This window comes from Kitasatospora sp. NPDC057198 (genome assembly GCF_042670125.1).
Classification (GTDB): Bacteria; Actinomycetota; Actinomycetes; order Streptomycetales; family Streptomycetaceae; genus Kitasatospora.
On sequence record NZ_JBHUWH010000115.1, the window covers coordinates 1 to 18,980 of the forward strand.

Annotated in this window: 17 protein-coding genes and 1 tRNA gene; 6 read left to right on the forward strand and 12 right to left on the reverse strand. The window is 73.8% G+C overall.

Features of this window, described 5'->3' with window-relative positions:
• Nucleotides 1-57: 57 nt before the first annotated feature.
• The 5 genes from thrC to ACFUEL_RS15740 all read right to left on the reverse strand — a co-directional run bounded on the left by thrC (nt 58) and on the right by ACFUEL_RS15740 (nt 6,350).
• A complete protein-coding gene (thrC, locus tag ACFUEL_RS15720; RefSeq protein WP_380236790.1) occupies nt 58-1,155 on the reverse strand; it encodes a threonine synthase in 1,098 nt (365 codons plus the stop codon).
• Between the two features lie 10 nt (nt 1,156-1,165).
• A complete protein-coding gene (locus ACFUEL_RS15725) occupies nt 1,166-2,455 on the reverse strand; it encodes a homoserine dehydrogenase (RefSeq protein WP_380236791.1) in 1,290 nt (429 codons plus the stop codon).
• A 134-nt stretch (nt 2,456-2,589) separates the two neighbouring features.
• Complete coding sequence (gene lysA, locus ACFUEL_RS15730) at nt 2,590-3,981, reverse strand: diaminopimelate decarboxylase (RefSeq protein WP_380236792.1); 1,392 nt, start codon at nt 3,979-3,981, stop codon at nt 2,590-2,592.
• Between the two features lie 96 nt (nt 3,982-4,077).
• Nucleotides 4,078-5,733, reverse strand: coding sequence for an arginine--tRNA ligase (gene argS, locus ACFUEL_RS15735; RefSeq protein ID WP_380236793.1), 1,656 nt, complete (start codon nt 5,731-5,733; stop codon nt 4,078-4,080).
• A 185-nt stretch (nt 5,734-5,918) separates the two neighbouring features.
• Nucleotides 5,919-6,350, reverse strand: coding sequence for a response regulator (locus ACFUEL_RS15740; protein ID WP_380236794.1), 432 nt, complete (start codon nt 6,348-6,350; stop codon nt 5,919-5,921).
• 168 nt (nt 6,351-6,518) lie between these two features.
• Between ACFUEL_RS15740 and ACFUEL_RS15745 the strand changes: the two genes are divergently transcribed.
• The 3 genes from ACFUEL_RS15745 to ACFUEL_RS15755 all read left to right on the forward strand — a co-directional run bounded on the left by ACFUEL_RS15745 (nt 6,519) and on the right by ACFUEL_RS15755 (nt 7,517).
• Nucleotides 6,519-6,593, forward strand: a tRNA-Arg gene (locus ACFUEL_RS15745).
• 83 nt (nt 6,594-6,676) lie between these two features.
• Nucleotides 6,677-7,078: a hypothetical protein gene (locus ACFUEL_RS15750; protein WP_380236795.1), complete on the forward strand. Its 402-nt coding sequence runs from the start codon at nt 6,677-6,679 to the stop codon at nt 7,076-7,078.
• Between the two features lie 61 nt (nt 7,079-7,139).
• The gene (locus ACFUEL_RS15755) at nt 7,140-7,517 is read left to right on the forward strand and encodes a hypothetical protein (protein ID WP_380236796.1); all 378 of its coding nucleotides are present in this window, start codon (nt 7,140-7,142) and stop codon (nt 7,515-7,517) included.
• Between the two features lie 236 nt (nt 7,518-7,753).
• Here ACFUEL_RS15755 and ACFUEL_RS15760 read toward each other — a convergent pair whose 3' ends face one another.
• The 4 genes from ACFUEL_RS15760 to ACFUEL_RS15775 form a co-directional block, all read right to left on the reverse strand.
• Nucleotides 7,754-8,656, reverse strand: a complete 903-nt coding sequence (locus tag ACFUEL_RS15760; RefSeq protein ID WP_380236797.1) for a trypsin-like serine peptidase — start codon at nt 8,654-8,656, stop codon at nt 7,754-7,756.
• Between the two features lie 180 nt (nt 8,657-8,836).
• Nucleotides 8,837-10,336, reverse strand: a complete 1,500-nt coding sequence (locus tag ACFUEL_RS15765; protein ID WP_380236798.1) for an MFS transporter — start codon at nt 10,334-10,336, stop codon at nt 8,837-8,839.
• A 169-nt stretch (nt 10,337-10,505) separates the two neighbouring features.
• Complete coding sequence (locus ACFUEL_RS15770; protein ID WP_380236799.1) at nt 10,506-12,218, reverse strand: DUF885 domain-containing protein; 1,713 nt, start codon at nt 12,216-12,218, stop codon at nt 10,506-10,508.
• Nucleotides 12,219-12,272: 54 nt separating this feature from the next.
• Nucleotides 12,273-12,923, reverse strand: coding sequence for a rhomboid-like protein (locus ACFUEL_RS15775; RefSeq protein ID WP_380236800.1), 651 nt, complete (start codon nt 12,921-12,923; stop codon nt 12,273-12,275).
• Nucleotides 12,924-13,075: 152 nt separating this feature from the next.
• Here ACFUEL_RS15775 and ACFUEL_RS15780 point away from each other — a divergent pair, with 152 nt between their 5' ends.
• Entirely contained in the window at nt 13,076-13,834 is a 759-nt protein-coding gene (locus ACFUEL_RS15780; RefSeq protein WP_380236802.1) for a TetR/AcrR family transcriptional regulator, read from the forward strand.
• A gap of 246 nt (nt 13,835-14,080) precedes the next feature.
• Here ACFUEL_RS15780 and ACFUEL_RS15785 read toward each other — a convergent pair whose 3' ends face one another.
• From ACFUEL_RS15785 to ACFUEL_RS15795, 3 genes are all read right to left on the reverse strand, one after another.
• Complete coding sequence (locus ACFUEL_RS15785) at nt 14,081-14,929, reverse strand: fumarylacetoacetate hydrolase family protein (RefSeq protein ID WP_380236803.1); 849 nt, start codon at nt 14,927-14,929, stop codon at nt 14,081-14,083.
• Between the two features lie 183 nt (nt 14,930-15,112).
• Entirely contained in the window at nt 15,113-16,222 is a 1,110-nt protein-coding gene (locus tag ACFUEL_RS15790; RefSeq protein ID WP_380236804.1) for a DUF6745 domain-containing protein, read from the reverse strand.
• Nucleotides 16,223-16,280: 58 nt separating this feature from the next.
• Complete coding sequence (locus ACFUEL_RS15795) at nt 16,281-16,607, reverse strand: hypothetical protein (protein ID WP_380236805.1); 327 nt, start codon at nt 16,605-16,607, stop codon at nt 16,281-16,283.
• Between the two features lie 193 nt (nt 16,608-16,800).
• Here ACFUEL_RS15795 and ACFUEL_RS15800 point away from each other — a divergent pair, with 193 nt between their 5' ends.
• Together ACFUEL_RS15800 and ACFUEL_RS15805 are read left to right on the forward strand one after the other, a co-directional pair.
• Nucleotides 16,801-17,754, forward strand: coding sequence for an STM4015 family protein (locus tag ACFUEL_RS15800; RefSeq protein WP_380236806.1), 954 nt, complete (start codon nt 16,801-16,803; stop codon nt 17,752-17,754).
• A gap of 14 nt (nt 17,755-17,768) precedes the next feature.
• Nucleotides 17,769-18,980, forward strand: a 1,212-nt coding sequence (locus ACFUEL_RS15805) for an STM4014 family protein (RefSeq protein ID WP_380236807.1), incomplete at its 3' end; no start/stop codon positions are given.

The following is an 18,980-nucleotide window of genomic DNA, read 5'->3' on the forward strand; positions in this document are numbered from 1 at the left end:
CCCGGAAGGGGACCGGCCGCTCGCCGGGTTGACGCCCGGTCAGCGGCGCCGGCGGCGTCAGTCGAGCAGGCCCAGCCGGCGGGCCGCGGTCTCCGGGTCGATCGGGACGATCTGCGGCTGCGGGGCGCCCGCCACCGCCCAGTCCGGGTCCTTGAGGCCGTTGCCGGTGACGGTGCAGACGATCCGCTGGCCGGGGTCGACCAGTCCGGCCTCGGCCTTGGCCAGCAGGCCGGCCACCGAGGCGGCGGAGGCGGGCTCGACGAAGACGCCCTCCTGCGAGGCCAGCAGGCGGTAGGCGGACAGGATCTGGCGGTCCGTCACCTTGTCGATCAGGCCGCCGGAGTCGTCCCGGGCGGCCAGCGCGTAGTCCCAGGAGGCCGGGTTGCCGATCCGGATCGCGGTGGCGATGGTCTGCGGCTTGAGCACCGGGGCGCCGTCCACGATGGGGGCCGAGCCGGACGCCTGGAAGCCCCACATCCGGGGGGTGCGGGCGGCCAGGCCGTCCGCCGCGTACTCGCGGTAGCCCTTCCAGTAGGCGGTGATGTTGCCCGCGTTGCCGACCGGGAGGACGTGGATGTCGGGGGCGTCGCCGAGCATGTCGACGATCTCGAAGGCGGCGGTCTTCTGGCCCTCGATGCGCACCGGGTTGACCGAGTTGACCAGGGCCACCGGGTACTTCTCGGAGAGCTCGCGGGCCAGCGTCAGGCAGTCGTCGAAGTTGCCGTCGACCTGCAGGATCTTGGCGCCGTGCACCAGCGCCTGGCCCATCTTGCCGAGGGCGATCTTGCCCTGCGGGACGAGCACCGCGGAGACCATGCCGGCCCGCACCGCGTACGCGGCGGCGGAGGCGGAGGTGTTGCCGGTGGACGCGCAGATGACGGCCTGGGCGCCGTCCTCCTTGGCCTTGGAGATGGCCATGGTCATCCCGCGGTCCTTGAAGGAGCCGGTCGGGTTGGCGCCCTCCACCTTGAGGTAGACGTCGCAGCCGGTGCGCTCGGAGAGCACCTGGGCGGGGACGAGCGGCGTGCCGCCCTCCAGCAGGGTCACCACGGGGGTGGAGTCGGAGACCGGGAGGCGGTCGCGGTACTCCTCGATGAGGCCGCGCCACTGGTGGGTGTGGCTGCCTCGGGCGGTGCTTTCGGCAATGGCGTTCATACCGGTTTTCCTATTCCCCTTCGACCCGCATGATGCTGGCCACGTCGCGCACGCTGTCCAGTGCGCGGAGCTTGTCGACCGTCGCCGACAGGGCGGCGTCGGTGGCGCGGTGGGTGACCACGACGAGCGCGGCGTCCCCGTCGCGGCCCTGCTGGCGCACGGTGTCGATGGAGACCCCGTGCTCGGCGAAGACCGAGGCGACCTGGGCGAGCACGCCCGCGCGGTCGTCCACGTCCAGGCTGACGTGGTAGCGGGTGACCACCTCGTCCATCGGCTTGGCGGGCAGCGCGGCGTAGACCGAGTCGCCGGGGCCGGTGGAGCCGATCAGCTTGTTGCGGCAGACCGCGACCAGGTCGCCGAGGACCGCGGAGGCGGTCGGCGAGCCGCCCGCGCCGGGGCCGTAGAACATCAGCCGGCCGGCCGCCTCGGCCTCCACGAAGACCGCGTTGTACGCCTCGCGGACCGAGGCCAGCGGGTGACTGAGCGGGATCATCGCCGGGTGGACCCGGGCGGTGACCGAGGCGCCGTCGGCGGCCCGCTCGCAGATCGCCAGCAGCTTGACCACGCAGCCCATCTGCTTGGCGGAGGCGATGTCGGCGGCGGTGACCTCGGTGATGCCCTCGCGGTAGACGTCCGCGGCGGTGACCTTGGTGTGGAAGGCGATCCCGGCCAGGATGGCGGCCTTGGCGGCGGCGTCGAAGCCCTCCACGTCGGCGGTCGGGTCGGCCTCGGCGTAGCCCAGCGCGGTGGCCTCCTCCAGCGCCTCGGAGTACCCGGCGCCGGTGGAGTCCATCTTGTCGAGGATGAAGTTGGTGGTGCCGTTGACGATGCCCAGCACCCGGTTCACCTTGTCGCCGGCCAGCGACTCGCGCAGCGGGCGCAGCAGCGGGATCGCCCCGGCCACGGCGGCCTCGTAGTAGAGGTCGACGCCGGCCGCGGCGGCCGCCTCGTGCAGTTCGGCGCCGTCCTTGGCGAGCAGCGCCTTGTTCGCGGAGACGACCGAGGCGCCGGCCGCGAAGGCTTTCAGGATCAGCGACTTGGACGGCTCGATGCCGCCCACCACCTCGACCACCACGTCGATGTCCTCGCGCCCGACCAGGGCCTCGGCGTCGGTGGTGAGCAGGTGCTCGGGCACCCCCGGGCGGGGGCGCCCGGCCCGCCGGACCGCGATGCCCGCGAGTTCGACCGGGGCGCCGATGCGCGCGGCGAGGTCGTCGGCCGTCGTCGTCATGATGCGCGCCACCTCGGAGCCCACCACACCACAGCCCAGCAACGCCACCTTCAGCGGGCGCGTACGCATATCCGACTCCGCTCTGCATTCTTCGGTCCCCGTCGGGGCGCTCCGTCGTCCCCGGGGGCTTGCCTGTCCGTACCAGTCTCCGGGACTTTCCGCACAGATCTACGGCCGGTCCACGTTCTGAGACGAAAATTTCGTCAGCCGATATCGAGCCGCAGGAGATCCTCCTCCGTCTCGCGGCGGACGATCACCCGGGCCGCGCCGTCCGCGACGGCCAGCACCGGGGGCTTGAGGGCGTGGTTGTAGTTGCTCGCCATCGAGCGGCAGTAGGCGCCGGTCGCGGGCACCGCGATCAGGTCGCCGGGGGCCAGGTCGGCGGGCAGGAAGGCGTCCTTGACCACGATGTCGCCGGACTCGCAGTGCTTGCCGACCACCCGGACCAGCATCGGCTCGGCCGTGCTGGTGCGGGAGGCCAGCACCACCGAGTACGCGGCGTCGTACAGCGCGGTGCGGATGTTGTCGGACATGCCGCCGTCCACGCTGACGTAGGTGCGCAGGCCCTCCAGCGGCTTGACGGTGCCGACCTCGTACAGCGTGAACGCGGTGGGGCCGACGATGGCCCGGCCGGGCTCGACGCTGATCCGGGGGACGGCCAGGCCGGCCGCCTCGCACTCGCGCCGGACGATCGCGCCGAGCGCGGCGGCGATCTCGGCGGGCTCGCGCGGGTCGTCCTCGGCGGTGTAGGCGATGCCCAGGCCGCCGCCCAGGTCGACCTCGGGCAGCTCGACGCCGTGCTCGTCGCGGACCTCGGCGAGCAGGCCGACCACCCGGCGGGCGGCGACCTCGAAACCGGCGAAGTCGAAGATCTGCGAGCCGATGTGCGAGTGGATGCCGCGCAGCTCCAGGGCGGGTTCGGCCAGCACCCGGCGGACCGCCTCGGCGGCCAGGCCGCCGGAGAGCGACAGGCCGAACTTCTGGTCCTCGTGCGCGGTGGCGATGAACTCGTGGGTGTGCGCCTCGACGCCGACGGTGATCCGGATCAGCACCGGCTGCCGGACGCCCTGCGCCCCGGCGATCGCCGCCAGCCGCTCGATCTCCTGGAAGGAGTCCACCACGACGTGGCCGACCCCGGCCTTCACGGCCTGCTCCAGCTCGGGCACCGACTTGTTGTTGCCGTGCAGTGCGATCCGCCCGCCCGGCATCCCGGCGGCCAGCGCCACGTGCAGCTCGCCCGAGGAGCACACGTCGACGTTCAGGCCCTCCTCGTGCAGCCAGCGCACCACGGCCTTGGACAGGAACGCCTTGCCCGCGTAGTACACGTCGGCGTCCGCGCCGAAGGCGTCCCGCCAGGCGCGGGCCCGGGCGCGGAAGTCGGCCTCGTCCAGCACGTAGGCGGGGGTGCCGAACTCCTCGGCCAGGGCGCGCACGTCGACGCCGCCGACGGTGAGCGCGCCGTCCGCGCCGCGGGCGACGGTGCGGGCCCACACCTTGGGGTCGAGGGCGTTCAGGTCGGCCGGCGGGGCCTGGTAGTGGCCCTCGGGCAGCACGTCGCCGTGGCGGGGGCCTGCGGGGTGGGCGGAGCGGCTCATCTGGTGAAACTTCCTCGACCTATGGCGAGGGGCGGCCACCGGTCGCCGTCGACCGGTCGCCGCCCCCTGCTGTGCTGCGCTTCGGGGGTCTGGTGCTTACATCCGCTCGGGCGCCGAGACGCCGAGCAGTCCGAGGCCGTTGGCCAGCGTCGTCCGCGTGGCGTCGGCCAGCCAGAGCCGGGCGTGCGTGAGGTCGGTGACCTCCTCGTCGCCCTTCGGCAGGATCTGGCAGTTGTCGTAGAACCGGTGGTAGGCGCGGGCCAGCTCCTCCAGGTACGTGGCCACGTGGTGCGGCTCGCGCAGCTCGCCGGCCTTGGCCAGCACCCGCGGGAACTCGCCGAGCTGGCCGAGCAGGTCGTTCTCCCACTCGGAGCTCAGCAGCTCCGGCTTGAAGTCCGCGCTGCGGGTGATGCCCTTCTCCACCGCGTTGCGCCCCACCGAGCACATCCGGGCGTGCGCGTACTGCACGTAGTAGACCGGGTTCTCCCGGGAGGTGCTGGTCACCAGGTCGATGTCGATGGTGATGGTGGAGTCGGTGGACTGCCGCACCAGCATGTAGCGGGCGGCGTCCACGCCGATCCAGTCGATCACGTCGTCGATCGTGATGATGTTGCCCGCGCGCTTGGAGAGCCGGACCTCCTTGCCGTCGCGCAGCATCTTCACGAACTGGCCGATCATCACCTCGATGTTGCGGTCCATGTCGTCGCCGGCGCAGGCCGCGATGGCCTTCAGCCGGTTGACGTAGCCGTGGTGGTCGGCGCCGAGCATGTAGACCGAGACCTCCGCGCCGCGGTCCCGCTTGCTCAGGTAGTAGGCGGCGTCGGCGGCGAAGTAGGTGGTCTCGCCGTCGGCCTTGATCAGGACGCGGTCCTTGTCGTCGCCGAAGTCGGTGGTGCGCAGCCAGATCGCGCCGTCCCGGTCGAAGACGTGGCCCTGCTCGCGCAGCCGCCCGATGGCCTTCCCGACGGCGCCGGAGTCGTGCAGCGTCTGCTCGGAGAACCAGGTGTCGAAGTGCACGCCGAACTCGGCCATCGAGCGCTGGATCTCGGCGACCATCAGCTTGAGGCCCTCGGTGCGGAACGCCTGGAGCTGCTCGTCCGCGGGCAGGTCGAGGATGCCGGGGACGCCGTCGGTGACGGCCTTGGCGATGTCGGTGATGTACTCGCCGACGTAGCCGTCCTCGGGGGCGGGCTGCCCGTTGGCGGCGGCCTGGAGCGACGTGGCGAACTTGGTGATCTGCACGCCGGCGTCGTTCAGGTAGTACTCGGTCGACACCTCGGCGCCGGTCGCCTTGAGCACCCGGGCCAGCGAGTCGCCGACGGCGGCCCAGCGGACGCCGCCGATGTGGATCGGGCCGGTCGGGTTCGCCGAGACGAACTCCAGGTTGATCCGCAGGCCCTTGAGCGCCTCGTTGCGGCCGTACGCCTCGCCCGCCTCGACGATGGTGCGCGCCAGCTCGCCCTGGGTGGCGGCGTCCAGCGTGATGTTCAGGAAGCCCGGACCGGCGATGTCGACCTTCGCGACGCCGGTGATCTCTCGCAGACGCCCGGCCAGGATCTCCGCGACGGCTCGCGGCGGCTTGCCGGCCGGCTTCGCGAGCTGGAGGGCCACGTTGGTGGCGTAGTCGCCGTGGTCCCTGTTCTTGGGCCGCTCGACCGTCACGTGCGCGGGCACGTCGACGGTCAGCTCGCCCGCCGCGATGGCGGTGCTGACGGCGGCCTGGACTGCCTGGGAGAGTTCTGCGGGTGTCACGGTGCCCAGCCTAGGCGAGACGGGGTACCCGGCCGCCACTCGGTTTGTCCGCCGCGGCGCGCGTCGCCGCTCCGGGCGTGCTTCGTGTCGTCGGACGCCGCTGCTGGCGGGCACATCTCACGGGCGCGGCCCGTCCGGCCGGACGAGTTCCTGCCCCCGTTCGCTCTGGGCTGAATCGGGCCGGGTCACCGCTCGGACTGCGGCGGGCTCCCGAAGTCGTAGGCGAAGCGCCGCCCCGCCGGGGCCGCCGCCCGCAGCCGCCGCACCAGCGCGACCAGCTCCGCCGGGTCGAAGGGCTTCGCCAGGTAGCCGTCCACCCCGACCGACGCGCCGCGCTCCAGGTCGGCCGGCGTGCAGGCGCTCACGATCGCGATCGGCAGGTGCGCGGTGTCCCGCGAGGCGCGCAGCCGGGCCGCCGTCCGCAGGCCGTCCAGCCGGGGCATCACCACGTCCAGGGTGACCACGTCCGGCGCGACCCGGCGGACCACCTCCAGGCACTCGGCACCGTCGGCGGCGGTCACCACCTCGAAGCCCTCCAGCTCCAGGTTGACCCTGATCAGTTGGCGGATCACCTCGCTGTCGTCCACCACGAGGACCCGCCCCGACGTCGCCGCCACCTCACCGAGGGTAGCCGCGCCGCGCCCCCCGCGTCCGGCCTTTGGAGCACCTGCTGACGGCCCGTCGGACGGCACCGGACCGGGCCGGGGAAACCCGTGCACGGAGCACGGAGTTTCCCTGGTAGTGTTTTCCCCGTCAGGCCGGGCAGCACCGCGAGGTCAGCCCAGGCCCCCGTAGCTCAGGGGATAGAGCACCGCCCTCCGGAGGCGGGTGCGTAGGTTCGAATCCTACCGGGGGCACCACCGCAACAGAGGCTCGGATCCACGGGATCCGGGCCTTCTCCGCGTTCCGGGGCACTGTCAGGGGCGGCCGCTACGGTCCGGCCATGACGATCAGACCTTCCAGCACCTGGCGCGAGGACGTGGCGGCGGAGGCCCGCGAGGTGGCGGCGGGCCGCCTGGAGCCCGGGGACGCCTTCCTGGCGGGGCTCTTCCCGGAGGCGCTGCTGACCGCCACGGACACCGTCCTCCAGGAGTTCGAGACCGACGTGCGGGCGCTGGCGGAGCTGTCCGACGAGCGGGTCATGGCGGTGGTCGAGCGGGTGGTGCTCGCGCTGAACGCCGTCAACGAGTCGTTCGACGGGGCCGGCTACGAGACCGACGAGCGGGAGCAGCTCTGCGAGTACATCGACCGGGTGCTGGCGGACGGCGGCGTCGACGTCCCGGCGCTCGCGGGGCGCCTCGGCATCGACCGCTACGAGATCACGGACGAGTGGCGCGACTGGTGACGGCCGCCGACGGGACGTGACGGGGCCCGGGCCCGCCGGGGTGTGGCAGGGTGACCGGGTGATGATCTCTCCCGAACAGGTCCGGCTGGTCTCCGGGGCGTCCGCGCCGATCCTGCTGCTGGGCGGCGCCCCCGTGCACGGCGGCCTGCCGGTGCTGCGGGTCGCGGACGGGGCGGTGCCCGCGCTGGACGGCTGGTCGGTGTTCGCCCGGCTCACCATGTGCGTGCTGGACGGGCCCGGCGACGCGGGCTGCGTCTTCCCCACCCTGGGCGGCTCCTTCGACACCGACGGCGTCGCCCGCTGGTGCGAGGAGGTCGAACGGGCCGGCGGGGCGCTGGTCGTCTCCCTCCCCGACCCCGCCGACCTGACCGGGCGGATCGACTGGCCGGCCCTGCTCGACGGCGGCTCGCACGGCGGTTTCGCCCCCGCGATGGGCTGACCGCCCGTCAGCGCGGCCCGGGGAACTGTCGGCAGACGAAGGGGGACAAACCAGGGGCCCGGGGAATGGCGGGGCCGTGCTGCTGGGGGTCGGAGCCCATCGAAGGTCCGTGCTGCTGCGTGCCTGAAACGGAACCGGAAGCAGATGCGCCCAACGGCAGTGAACCGTCAGCAGACCCGGGCTCGCCGTTCCCCGAGCCCCTGGCGGGGCTCTCCCGAGGCCCTGGTTCGGGGCTCTCAGCTCGCTTCGGCGAGGAGTTCGGCGATGGTGTGGTCGAAGGCGGCGCTGTAGGAGGTGTCGGCGGTGTCGCCGCCCTGCTGGTAGCCGCCGATGACGCCGATGACCTCTCCGGTGGCGGTGTCGACGAAGGGGCCGCCGCTGGTGCCGCCGGGGAAGGCGGGGCAGTCGATGCGGCGCTGGTAGGTGTCCTGGCGGGTGGTGGTGTTGGTGCAGAGGAGGGGGAGTTCGGCGTTGGCGGGGTAGCCGTAGAGGCGGGTCAGGGCCGTCCAGGAGGCGTGGGTGCCGATCGGGTTGCCGCCGACGGCGTCCTCGATCTGGCGGCCGTCGCGGGGGGCGACGGCGAGGATGGCGAAGTCCTCGTCGGGGTCGCCGCTGTTGCGCCAGCCGTCGGCGGTGTAGATCTTGGTGACCTGCCAACTGCCGTACGGGGCGCGGCCGTCGCGGTAGCCGGGGACGAAGGTGGTGCCGCTCGCGGTGGAGAGGCAGTGGGCGGCGGTGAGGATCAGGTTGCGGCCGGGGCTGTCGATGACGCTGGCGGTGCAGAAGTGGTGGCCGGGGGCGACCGGGCCGGAGAACAGGGCGCCGACCCGGCGGGATTCGGCGTCGTCGGGGGCGGTGGTGGTGACGCCGAGCGGGGTGCCGGGCGAGGTCTGCGGGGCGGGGTCGGCGGCGGGCGAGGGCGAGGGGGACGGGGAGGGCGGGGGCGTCGGGGCGGGTGCGGCGGTGGCGGGGACGGCCAGGGCGACGGTGTCGCTGCTCGGCCGGTCCGGGTGCCGCGGCGGGTGGGCGGTGAGCAGTCCGGCGGCCGTCAGCGCGCCGACGGCGCCGAGGGCGAGGAAGGAGGTGAGCGCGGCCGTCCGCAGCGGGCGGTGGCCGTCCTGTCCGGTGTGTCGTCCCATGGGCTGTCCCGTTCTCGCCGGTCCTGTTCGTGGTGGTGCCCGTGCCGGCGTTCCGGCGCGGGCGCGTGCCGGACGGCTTCCCCAATATCGGCCGTCGAACTGGGAAAGCCGTCAGAACTTGCTGGGAGGTCGATGGGTTTCCGGTGCCGCCGGGCGGCGGGGCCGGACGTCCGGTGCGGGTCAGACCGCCGTGGCGCGGGCCTCGGCGGCGGTGTCCTCGCCCCGGGCCTCGCCGGGGGCGGGGCGGTGGTTGATCATCAGGAAGGCGACCAGCGCGGCGCCCAGCAGGATGGCCATCGCGACGGTGGTGGCGACGGCGTAGCCGTGCACGGCGCCGTTGGCCTGCACCAGCGGGTCGGTGGGGTTGCGGGCGGCCAGGTAGGTCGCGGTGACGCTGGCGGCGATGGTGTTGAGCAGGGCGGTGCCGATCGAGCCGCCGACCTGCTGGGCGCTGTTGATGATGGCGGCGGCAGCGCCGGTCTCCTGCGGGGCGACGTTCAGGGTGGCCAGGCTCATGGTGGGCATGAAGACCAGGCCCATGCCGAAGCCGAGCAGCAGTTCGGCGGGCAGCACCATGGTGGCGTAGGGGCTGTCGACCTTGATCTGGGTGAGCCAGGCCATCCCGGCGGCGCCGAGCAGCAGGCCGGGGACGACCAGGTTGCGGGTGGGGATGCGGGTCATCAGCCGGGAGGCGATGCCGGCGGCGCTGATCACGATGGCGGCGGTCATCGGCAGGAAGGAGACGCCGGCCTTGATCGGCGAGTAGCCCTTGATCACCTGCAGGTAGTAGGTGAGGAAGAGGAACAGGCCGAACATGCCGATCACGGCGAGCCCGACGGAGAGCGCGCCGCCGGCCCGGTTGCGGTCGCTGATCAGGTGGATCGGCAGCAGGGCGTGCTCGGTGCGCCGTTCGACCAGGGCGAAGACGGCGAGCAGGGCGACGCCGGCGCAGAGCGAGGTGAGCACCAGCCAGTCGTCCCAGCCGCGGGAGACCGCCTCGGAGGTGCCGTAGACGATGGCCAGCAGGCCGCCGCAGCCGAGCACCGCGCCGGGCAGGTCGAGCCGGACCCGGCGGGAGCGGTCGACGTGGTCGCGGACCAGCAGGTAGTACGCGCCGATGCCGGTGACGATCGCGATCGGGATGTTGACGTACAGGCACCAGCGCCAGGACAGGTACTCGGTGAGCAGTCCGCCGGTGATCAGGCCGATCGCCGCGCCGCCGCCGGCCAGGGCGCCGAAGATGCCGAAGGCGGTGGCGCGTTCGCGCGGGTCGCGGAAGGTGACGGAGAGCAGCGAGAGCGCGGACGGGGCGAGCAGTGCGCCGAAGGCGCCCTGGAGGGCGCGGGCGGCGAACAGCATGCCGCCGGTGGTGGCGAAGCCGCCGATGCCGGAGGCGAGGGCGAAGCCGAGCAGGCCGACCAGGAAGGTCCGCTTGCGGCCGAAGAGGTCGCCGATCCGGCCGCCGAGCAGCAGCAGTCCGCCGAAGGCCAGCGTGTAGGCGGTGATCACCCACTGCCGGTTGGCGTCGGAGATGTCGAGCGCCTTCTGCGCGGACGGGAGGGCGATGTTCACGATCGTCGCGTCGAGGACGATCATCAGCTGGGCGATGGCGATGACCGCCAGGGCCCACCAGCGGCGCGGGTCCGGGGCGGGGGTGTCGGGGGCTTGCTGGGGTGTCACCGTGGGGCCGCCTTCCGCCGATCGGGAGTGGGGCAGGGCGCGTACGGCGCTCTTCCCAGGGAAACCCCCGAGCGGGACGACGGCAAGGCGAATTGTCTGGTTTGTCAACATGTGGGACGGCGGTCCCGGGTGCCCGGCCGCATCGGCCACCCGGGACGCGGTCGTCCGGTTACAGCGCGCTCAGCTCGGTGACCAGGTCGTCCAGGCCCAGCGAGCCCTGGGACAGCGCCGCCATGTGCCAGCCCTTGAGGTCGAACTCCGCGCCGCGCGCCTCGGCCGCCGCGCGGGCCGCGGCCCGGCCGCGCAGCCAGGCCCGTTCGCCCAGCTTGTAGCCGATCGCCTGGCCGGGCAGGCCGAGGTAGCGCACCAGTTCGCTGTCCAGGAAGTCGGCGGACAGGCCGCAGTAGGCGCCGAAGAACTCGCGGGCCCGCTCGGGCCGCATCGGCTCGCCGGGGGCGAACGGCGAGTCGGCGGGGAAGTCCAGCTCGGCGTGCATGCCGATGTCGACGATCACCCGCAGCGCCCGCATCATCTGGGCGTTCAGGTAGCCGAGGCGGTGGCCCGGGTCGGTCAGGTAGCCCAGCTCGTCCATCAGGCGCTCGGCGTACAGCGCCCAGCCCTCCATGTTGGCGCTGACCCCGCCCAGGGTGACCTGGTAGGTGGAGAGCCGGTCGGCGACGTACGTCCACTGCCCGAGCTGCAGGTGGTGGCCCGGGACGCCCTCGTGGTACCAGGTGGAGACCAGGTCCCACTCGGGGAACGCCTCCCGGCCCAGGGTCGGCAGCCAGGTCCGGCCGGGGCGGGAGAAGTCCAGCGAGGGCTGGGTGTAGTACGGGGCGGCGGCGCTGCCGGGCGGGGCGATCCGCGACTCGACCTCGAGCAGCGGCTCGGCCAGGTCGAAGTGGGTGCCCTGGAGGTCGCTGATCGCCCGGTCCATCAGGCCCTGCAGGTACTCCTGCACCTGCTGCTCGCCGCGGATCGCCGGGCCGTCGGTCTCCAGCCACTTCATCGCCCGCATCGGGGTCGCGCCCGGCAGGACCTTCTCCGCCTCGACCCGCATCTGCGCGTCCAGCTCGTGGAACTGCTCCCAGGCCCAGCGGTACGCCTCGTCCAGGTCGAGCTCGGCGCCCGTCCAGAACCGCACCCAGCGGGTGTAGCGCTCCCGGCCGGCCGCGTCGGGGGTGCCCTGGGCGGCGGGGGCGTACGTGTCGCGCATCCAGTCGCGCAGCCCGGCGAGCGCGGCGGTGGCCTCGACCGCGGTGGCGGCCAGCTGCTCGCGCAGGTGCTCGGGGGCCGGGGCGACCAGGTCGCCGAACCAGCCGCCGGGCCGCTCGCCGTCGATCCACTCGGCGAACTGGCCCACCACCGTCTCCACCTGGCGCGGCGCCGACAGCAGGCCGCGCCGGACGCCCTCCTCCAGGCTCGCCCGGTACTGGGCCATCGCCAGCGGGAAGCGGGCCAGCCGGCGGCCGAGCCGCTGCCAGTCCTCGTCGGTGGCGGTGGGCAGCAGGGTGAACATCTCGCGGGTGTTGTGCACCGGCGAACCCAGGTTCCGGACGCTGCGGTAGCCCTCCCCCGCGTCGTGCACGGCCAGTTCGGCGGTCAGCCGCTCGCGCAGCAGCCGGGCGCAGCGGCGTTCGGCCTCGTCCTCGACCGGCCCGGACGCCTCCAGCGCGTCCAGTGCCTCCAGGGTGCGGCGGGCCAGGTCCGCGGTGGCTTCGATGCCCTCGGGCGACAGGTCGGTGAGCCGGTCGTCGTCCGGGTTGAGGCCGAGGTAGACCGCGGTCAGCGGGTCGGCGTCGGCGAGCGCGTGGACGTAGGAGTCGGCGAGGCGGCGCGGGGTGGGGCCGCTCGGGCGGGGAACGTTCGGTTCATGAGCCATCCGGCCATCCTGTCGCAGCCGCAGGCGAATTCAACCCCCTGTTTGCTCACGGCGTCAGCCCCTGGCCGGGGTCGGTCGGCGGATGCTGCGCCACGGGTCCCAGGTGGGGCGGCCGCGGGTGACCGGGTAGAACGCCAGGCCGATCAGCACCGCGCAGAAGTGCCCCAGATCGGTGAACGTGTGCGAGACCAGCAGCGGCACCAGGTAGAACCCGACCAGCCCGCACCCGTACACCCAGCGCCACGCCCCGGCCAGCCCGTACGTCAGCACGCCCTCCACGCCGGCCAGCGCGTACGACACGCCCACGTCCACCGTGGTCGACATGTTGAACGGCAGCACGTGGTGGTTGACGCCCCAGGCGACCACGCCCTCGCTGACGAAGGTCGCCAGCACGTGCGCGGTCAGCGCGACGGTCAGCCAGCGGCGGGTGCCCAGCCAGCGCTCGGCCGGCACGTGGAAGACGTGGAAGACCACGAAGTAGAAGAGGAAGTTCGCCTGCTCGGTCCAGATCAGGCTGGCCAGCAGGGCGTGCACCGGGCGCGAGGTGAGCTGGTCGACGTTGGTGGAGCGCTTCTGCAGGAAGTAGTCCAGCGACGCCGGATCCATCCGGGCCACCACGAAACTGGTGAACGCCAGCAGCACCAGCCACACGTACGTCCCCGGCGACCGCCCGATCCACCGCCACACCGCCCGCACCCACCGCACCGGCCGCTCCTCACCGTCCTCCGCTGGCCCCCGTCGACAGTCTGCGACCGCGGACCCGGCCCCGCCCGACGGGGAACCCGCCGGTCGCGGCCGTGCGGAGGGGGTGCGGCGGAGGGGGTGCCGCGGCCCGCCCGAGGTCTACCCTGGCACCCATGGCAGCGACCCCCTCCCCCGTCGGGGACCCCGTCGACGACCCCACCGCCGCGCAGCGCCCCCGCCGCGCCACCTACCGGAGGCTGCCCGTCCAGCAACGGCGCGAACAGCTGATCGCCGTCGCCCTCGAACTCTTCGCCGTCCGCCCGCCCGAGGAGGTCTCCCTGGACGACGTCGCGGAGGCCGCGGGCGCCTCCCGGCCGCTGGTCTACCGCTACTTCGCAGGCGGCAAGCAGCAGTTGTACGAGGCGGCGCTGCGCAGCGCCGCCTCCGAACTCACCACCCGCTTCACCGTCGAACCCACCGACGGCACCCCCACCCAGCAGCTCGGCGCCGTCCTGCACCGGTACTTCGACTTCGTCGGCGAGCACGCCGCCGGCTACGGCGCGCTGCTGCGCGGCGGCTCGGTCGTCGAGACCGCGCGCACCTCCGCCATCGTCGACGACGTGCGCCGCGCCGCCCTCCGGCGCACCCTGCGGTACCTGGGGGTGCGGGAGGCCGGACCGCGACTGACCCTGCTGGTCCGCTCCTGGATCTCGGTGGTCGAAGCCTCCGCGATCAGCTGGCTCGACGAGGGGCGGCAGATTCCGGCCGACTCGCTCTGCGCCTGGCTGGTCGACCAGTTCGTGGTGATGGCCGCGGCCACCGCCGTCCGCGACCCCCAGACCGCGGAGGTCCTGCGGGGCTGGCTGGCGCTGGAGACGGCCCAGAGCCCGGCGGGAGTGCTCATTGCGCGTCTGCGCGAGATGGGACTGTAACGGTCAGGGGCTCGGCTACGAACGGCGGGACGCGAAATCAGGGGCTCGGGGAACGGCGAGTCCGTGCTGCTGGTGGTCGGAGCCCATCGGAGGTTGAGGCGGCTGCGTGTCTGTGACGGAACCGGAAGCCGATGCGCGCTCCGGCAGTGAACCGTCAGCAGACTGGGCCTCGCCGTTCCCCGAGCCCCTGGCGGGGGCTCTCGCCGTTCCCCGAGCCCCTGGTGGTGCTCTCCCGAGCTCCTGGGGTCACGCTTGGCCGAGGGTGGTCTCCTGGCGGCCCAGGCCGGTGACTTCGAGGGTGAGCTTGTCGCCCGCGCGGAGGAAGGGCGTGCCGGGGCGGCCGAGGGTGACGCCGGCGGGGGTGCCGGTGATGACGATGTCGCCGGGGTCGAGGCGCATGAAGTGGGTGAGGTAGCGGACGGTCTCGTGCACCGGGAAGATCATGTCGGCGGTGGAGCCGTTCTGGCGGAGCTCGCCGTTGACCCACAGGCGCAGGTCGAGGGCCTGCGGGTCGCCGAGTTCGTCGGGGGTGACCAGCCAGGGGCCGAGCGGAGTGAAGGTCTCGGCGGACTTGCCCTTGTCCCACTGGCCGCCGCGGTCGAACTGGAAGGCGCGTTCGGTGACGTCGTTGGCGGCGGCGTAGCCGGCGATGATCGCGGCGGCGTCGGCCGGGGTGTCGAGGTAGCGGCCGGTGCGGCCGATGACGACGGCGAGTTCGACCTCGTAGTCGGTCTTCTCGCTGCCGCGCGGGACGAGCACCTGGTCGCCCGGGCCGACCAGGGTGTTGACGGGCTTGAGGAAGACCACCGGCTCGGCCGGGATCGCGGCGCCCGCCTCGGCCGCGTGGTCGCGGTAGTTGAGGCCGATGCCGACGATCTTGCCGGGGCGGGCGACCGGCGGGCCGACGCGTTCGCCGGTGAGGTCGGTGGGCGGGAGGGCGGCGAGGGCGGCGGGGTCGAGCGCCGCCGGGTCGAACCCGGCGAGGAAGGCGCCGTCGAGGTCGGGGGTGAGCGGGCGGAGGTCGCGGGCGGTGCCGTCGGGGGCGAGCACGACCGGCCGTTCTGCGCCGGCAGGGCCCACGCGGAGGAGCTTCACTGTCCGTCACCACCTGTTCGTCTCGGGGGCGGGTCATCCCCCGCCCCGGGACATCGAGGTATATCAGGGGTGATCACCTTCGGAACAGCGGTGCCGCTTCGGCGAATTCCTCCCAATCGGAGGGGGCCGGGCGGAGGTCGAATCATCGGCCCGCACCCTTGACACCGCCCGGCCCGGTGGCCGTCAGGTCTCGCGCTGCGGCCGGTAGTCGGCCTCCTCGACGCCGAACGTCCAGGCGACGCCGGCCCGGGCGGTGCGGGTGCCGGGCGGGACGCGCAGGTAGTAGGTGCGGTGGGTGCCGTCCGGTTCGGGGGTGGAGTTGACCACCTCGACCATCACCACCGGCTCGTCGTCGGGCAGTTGGATCCGCCACAGGACGCCGGTCCCGTCCCGGTGCAGGGGCTCGGCGCCGGACTCGGCGAGGTAGCGGTCGTAGCCGAAGTGCTCCAGCATGACGCGGCGCAGTTCGGCGTTCTCCTCGGCGCGGATCCGCTCGGGGGTGAGGCCGGTCAGCCGGTCGGGGAAGTCGGCTGGGACGGGCATGCCGCGCCAGGCGTGCAGGGCGAAGCCGTCGGCGTAGGCGAGCGCGGGGCCGTCGGCGCGGTCGAGCCGGCCGGCCTCGTCGCGGTGCAGGGCGGTGGGGCGCTCGCTGAGCAGCACGGTGCGCTCGTACGGCCACCACCAGCCGGTCTGGCGGGCGACGCCGGCCAGTGCGGCGAGGGCCGCGTCGCCGGTGCCGGCGGTGTCGAAGGCGGCGAACCAGGCGGCGTCGTGCTGGCCGGCCACCGCGTCCAGCAGGGCGAGCCGGACCTTGCCGCGATGCTCGGCGGCGGCCTGCCGGAGCGCCCGGTTCTCGGGCTTGCGGGCCTCGTGCCAGTCGTCGATCGGCTCGGGCTCGGCGGCGAAGTGGTCGAGCAGCGCGGTGCGGACGCGTTCGGCGGGCAGGTCGGTGGTGCCGGCGAGTTCGGCGCCGGTGGTGTTCCACAGCTCGGCCCAGCCGGCCGGGCCGAGCGCGGCGTGGGCGGCGGTGCGGGCCCGCTCCCAGGCGGCGGTGCGCACCTGCTCGCGCACGCTCGCCCCGAACTCGCCCGGGTGGTCGAGGAGTTCGGCGAGGGCGGCGCGCGGCGAGGGGTGCCAGCGGAACTCGGCGGGCTCGGCCAGCCCGGCGGCCCGGTAGGCGTCCCTGACGGCCTGTTCGGCGGTGGCCCGGTCGGCGGGGCCGGTGGCGGCGGCGACGGCCCGCCAGTGGGCCGCCGAGAGGTCGGCCGGGCGGCCGGTCAGCTGGCTGGTCATCGGTTCTCCGTGTGCTGGGGTCCTGGGTCCGGTACGGGGGCGGGTGCCGGGTGGGGGCTCAGTCGGCGACCATGCGGACCGCGCCGGGCGCGTACTCGCGCTGGCGGACCACCCGGAACCAGCCGCTGGGCAGGGTGATCGCCGCGTGCTCCTCGTGGACGACCTTGCCGCCCTCCGGCAGGTGCAGCCAGGCGGGGGCGAACTGGCCGCCCTCGCGGACGAGTTCGCCCGGACCGAGCACCGCGTGGGCGTGCCCGGTCACCTCGCCGAGGGCCAGCACCAGCCGCCCCCGGCCGTCCCGCGGCCGGCGCGCCATGTGTGCGACGGCGCCCGGCACGGCGCTCGGCGCGACCGGCACGATCAGTACGTCTCCCTGGCGGTACACCGGGCCTCCCGCGGTCAGGTCCGGCCCGCTGCCGAACTCCGTGCCACGGAAACTAGGCCGTGCCACCGACAACCGCGCTCCCGTCGCGTCCTTCGTGCGGGTGAAGTCACGGGCGCCTGGTAGACAGGTCTCCGGCCCCCGCGGGCCGCGACGACGGACAGCAGCGGTACGACGAAGCAGCGAGGAGCAGCGCATGGTTGTCAGGGACCACGCCGAGGAGTTCCACGGCCTCCCGGTCACCGATTTCCACACCGCCCGGACGAAGGGCGACCTCCCGGCGGCGGGCGCCACCGCCTGGCGGGTCGGCCTGGACTGGGAGGACGAGGACGGGGAGTTCCCCGCGCTGTGGCAGGCGTTCCTGGACACCGTCGACCTGTCGGAGGTCACCGCGCTGGTGCTGGGCCGCTGGTTCCCGGAGGAGCCGGAGCCGCTGTCCGAGGCGCTGCCGCTGATCCTCGCCGCCGCCGACCGGCTGCCCGCGCTGCGCGCGCTGTTCCTGTGCGACGTCACCGGCGAGGAGTGCGAGATCTCCTGGATCCAGATGTGCGACATCACGCCGGTGTTCGAGACCTTCCCGCTGCTGGAGGAGCTGGTGGTGCGCGGCGCCAGCGAGGACTACGAGGACAAGGAGCGGCTCGGTCTGAAGCCCGTCCGGCACGAGAGGCTGAGGGCGCTGCGCTTCGAGTCCGGCGGCCTGCCCGCCACGATCGTCCGGGCGGTCGGCGCCTGCGACTTCCCGGCGCTGGAGAAGCTGGAGCTGTGGCTCGGCGTCCAGAACTACGGCGGCGACTGGACGTCGGAGGACCTCGCCCCGTTCCTGTCCGGCGCCAAGCTGCCCGCGCTGACGTACCTGGGCCTGCAGGACTCCGAGATCCAGGACCGGATCGCCGCGCTGGTCGCCCGGGCCCCCGTGGTACCCCGGCTGACCGGCCTGTCGCTGTCCATGGGCGCGCTCACCGACGAGGGCGCGGCGGCGCTGCTGGAGGGCCAGCCGCTCACCCACCTGAAGACCCTGGACCTGCACCACCACTACCTCACCGAGGGCATGCAGCAGCGGCTGCGCGAGGCGCTGCCCGGGGTCGCGATCGACCTCTCCGACGCCGAGGACCCGGGCGACAACTGGCGCTACGTCGCGATCTCCGAGTAGGCGGGACGAGGGAGTTGACGCGCAACCAGTTGGTCGTCCTGGGCTGCCCGGGGCACCGCCGGGTCACCCTGTTCGCCGCCGCGGCCCGCGCCGCGGGGCGGCCGGAGCCCGTCGTGCTGCCCTGGGCCGACCTGCTGCGCGGGCGGTACGAGCTGCCGCCCGGCGCGGTGGTCCGGCCCGACTCGCCCGGCGAGGACCCGGAGGCCGACCGGCTGCTGCGCGGCCCCGTCCTCGGCGCGGGCTACGCCGCGACCCGGGTCGAGGGCGGCCCCGCCTGGTACGCGGGCGTCACCGCCGCCCTGCGCGGGCTGGCCGCCCGGCCCGGGGTGCGCCTGCTCGGCGACCCGGACGAGATCGCCGTGATGTTCGACAAGCGGCGCACCCACGCCCGGCTGGCCGCCGCCGGGGTGCCGGTGCCGCCCGCGCTGCCGGGTGAACCGCCGTCCGGGTTCGAGGAGTTGAAGGAGCGGCTGGCGGACGCCGGGATGCACCGGGTGTTCCTCAAGCCGGTGCACGGCTCCTCCGCGTCCGGCGTGGTGGCGCTGGAGTTCGGGCCGGGCGGGCGGGTGCAGGCCACCACCTCGGTGGAGCTCACCCCGGAGGGGCTGCACAACTCGCTCGCCGTCCGCCGCTACCGCTCCGCGGCCCAGGTCGCCGAACTCGTCGACCGCCTCGCCCCCGAGGGCCTGCACGTCGAGCGCTGGATCCCCAAGTCCGGCCAGCACGGCCGCGTGGCGGACCTGCGGGTGCTGGTCGTCGGCGGCCGGGCCACCCACGCGGTGGTCCGCACCAGCCGGCACCCCATGACCAACCTGCACCTCGGCGGCGCCCGCGGCGAGACCGCCCTCGCCCGGACCGCGGCGGGCGGTCACTGGCCCGAGCTCCTCGCCACCGCGGAGGCCGCCGCGAGGTGCTTCCCGCACGCCCCCATGGTCGGCGTCGACCTCCTCCCGCACTCCCGCTGGCGCCGCGCCCTGGTCGCCGAGGTCAACGCCTTCGGCGACCTCCTCCCCAACCTCCCCGGCCTCCCCGAGGGGCCGGCCCCGGGCCTGGACACCTACGCGGCGCAACTGGCTTCCCCCGCGTATGCGCCCAGGGGCTCGGCCGAGAACGGACGAGAGAGCCCCACCAGGGGCTCGGGGAACGGCGAGGCCCAGTCTGCTGACGGTTCACTGCCGGAGCGCGCATCGGCTTCTGGTTCCTGTTACGGCACGCAGCAGCACGAA

Coding starts and splice junctions, on each gene's coding strand:
- ACFUEL_RS15790 (WP_380236804.1), bottom strand. CDS start 16,222: ATGACCAGCCAGCTGACCGGCCGCCCGGCCGACCTCTCGGCGGCCCAC.
- ACFUEL_RS15770 (WP_380236799.1), bottom strand. CDS start 12,218: ATGGCTCATGAACCGAACGTTCCCCGCCCGAGCGGCCCCACCCCGCGC.
- ACFUEL_RS15750 (WP_380236795.1), top strand. CDS start 6,677: ATGACGATCAGACCTTCCAGCACCTGGCGCGAGGACGTGGCGGCGGAG.
- ACFUEL_RS15760 (WP_380236797.1), bottom strand. CDS start 8,656: ATGGGACGACACACCGGACAGGACGGCCACCGCCCGCTGCGGACGGCC.
- ACFUEL_RS15780 (WP_380236802.1), top strand. CDS start 13,076: ATGGCAGCGACCCCCTCCCCCGTCGGGGACCCCGTCGACGACCCCACC.
- thrC (WP_380236790.1), bottom strand. CDS start 1,155: ATGAACGCCATTGCCGAAAGCACCGCCCGAGGCAGCCACACCCACCAG.
- ACFUEL_RS15800 (WP_380236806.1), top strand. CDS start 16,801: ATGGTTGTCAGGGACCACGCCGAGGAGTTCCACGGCCTCCCGGTCACC.
- ACFUEL_RS15755 (WP_380236796.1), top strand. CDS start 7,140: ATGATCTCTCCCGAACAGGTCCGGCTGGTCTCCGGGGCGTCCGCGCCG.
- ACFUEL_RS15725 (WP_380236791.1), bottom strand. CDS start 2,455: ATGCGTACGCGCCCGCTGAAGGTGGCGTTGCTGGGCTGTGGTGTGGTG.
- lysA (WP_380236792.1), bottom strand. CDS start 3,981: ATGAGCCGCTCCGCCCACCCCGCAGGCCCCCGCCACGGCGACGTGCTG.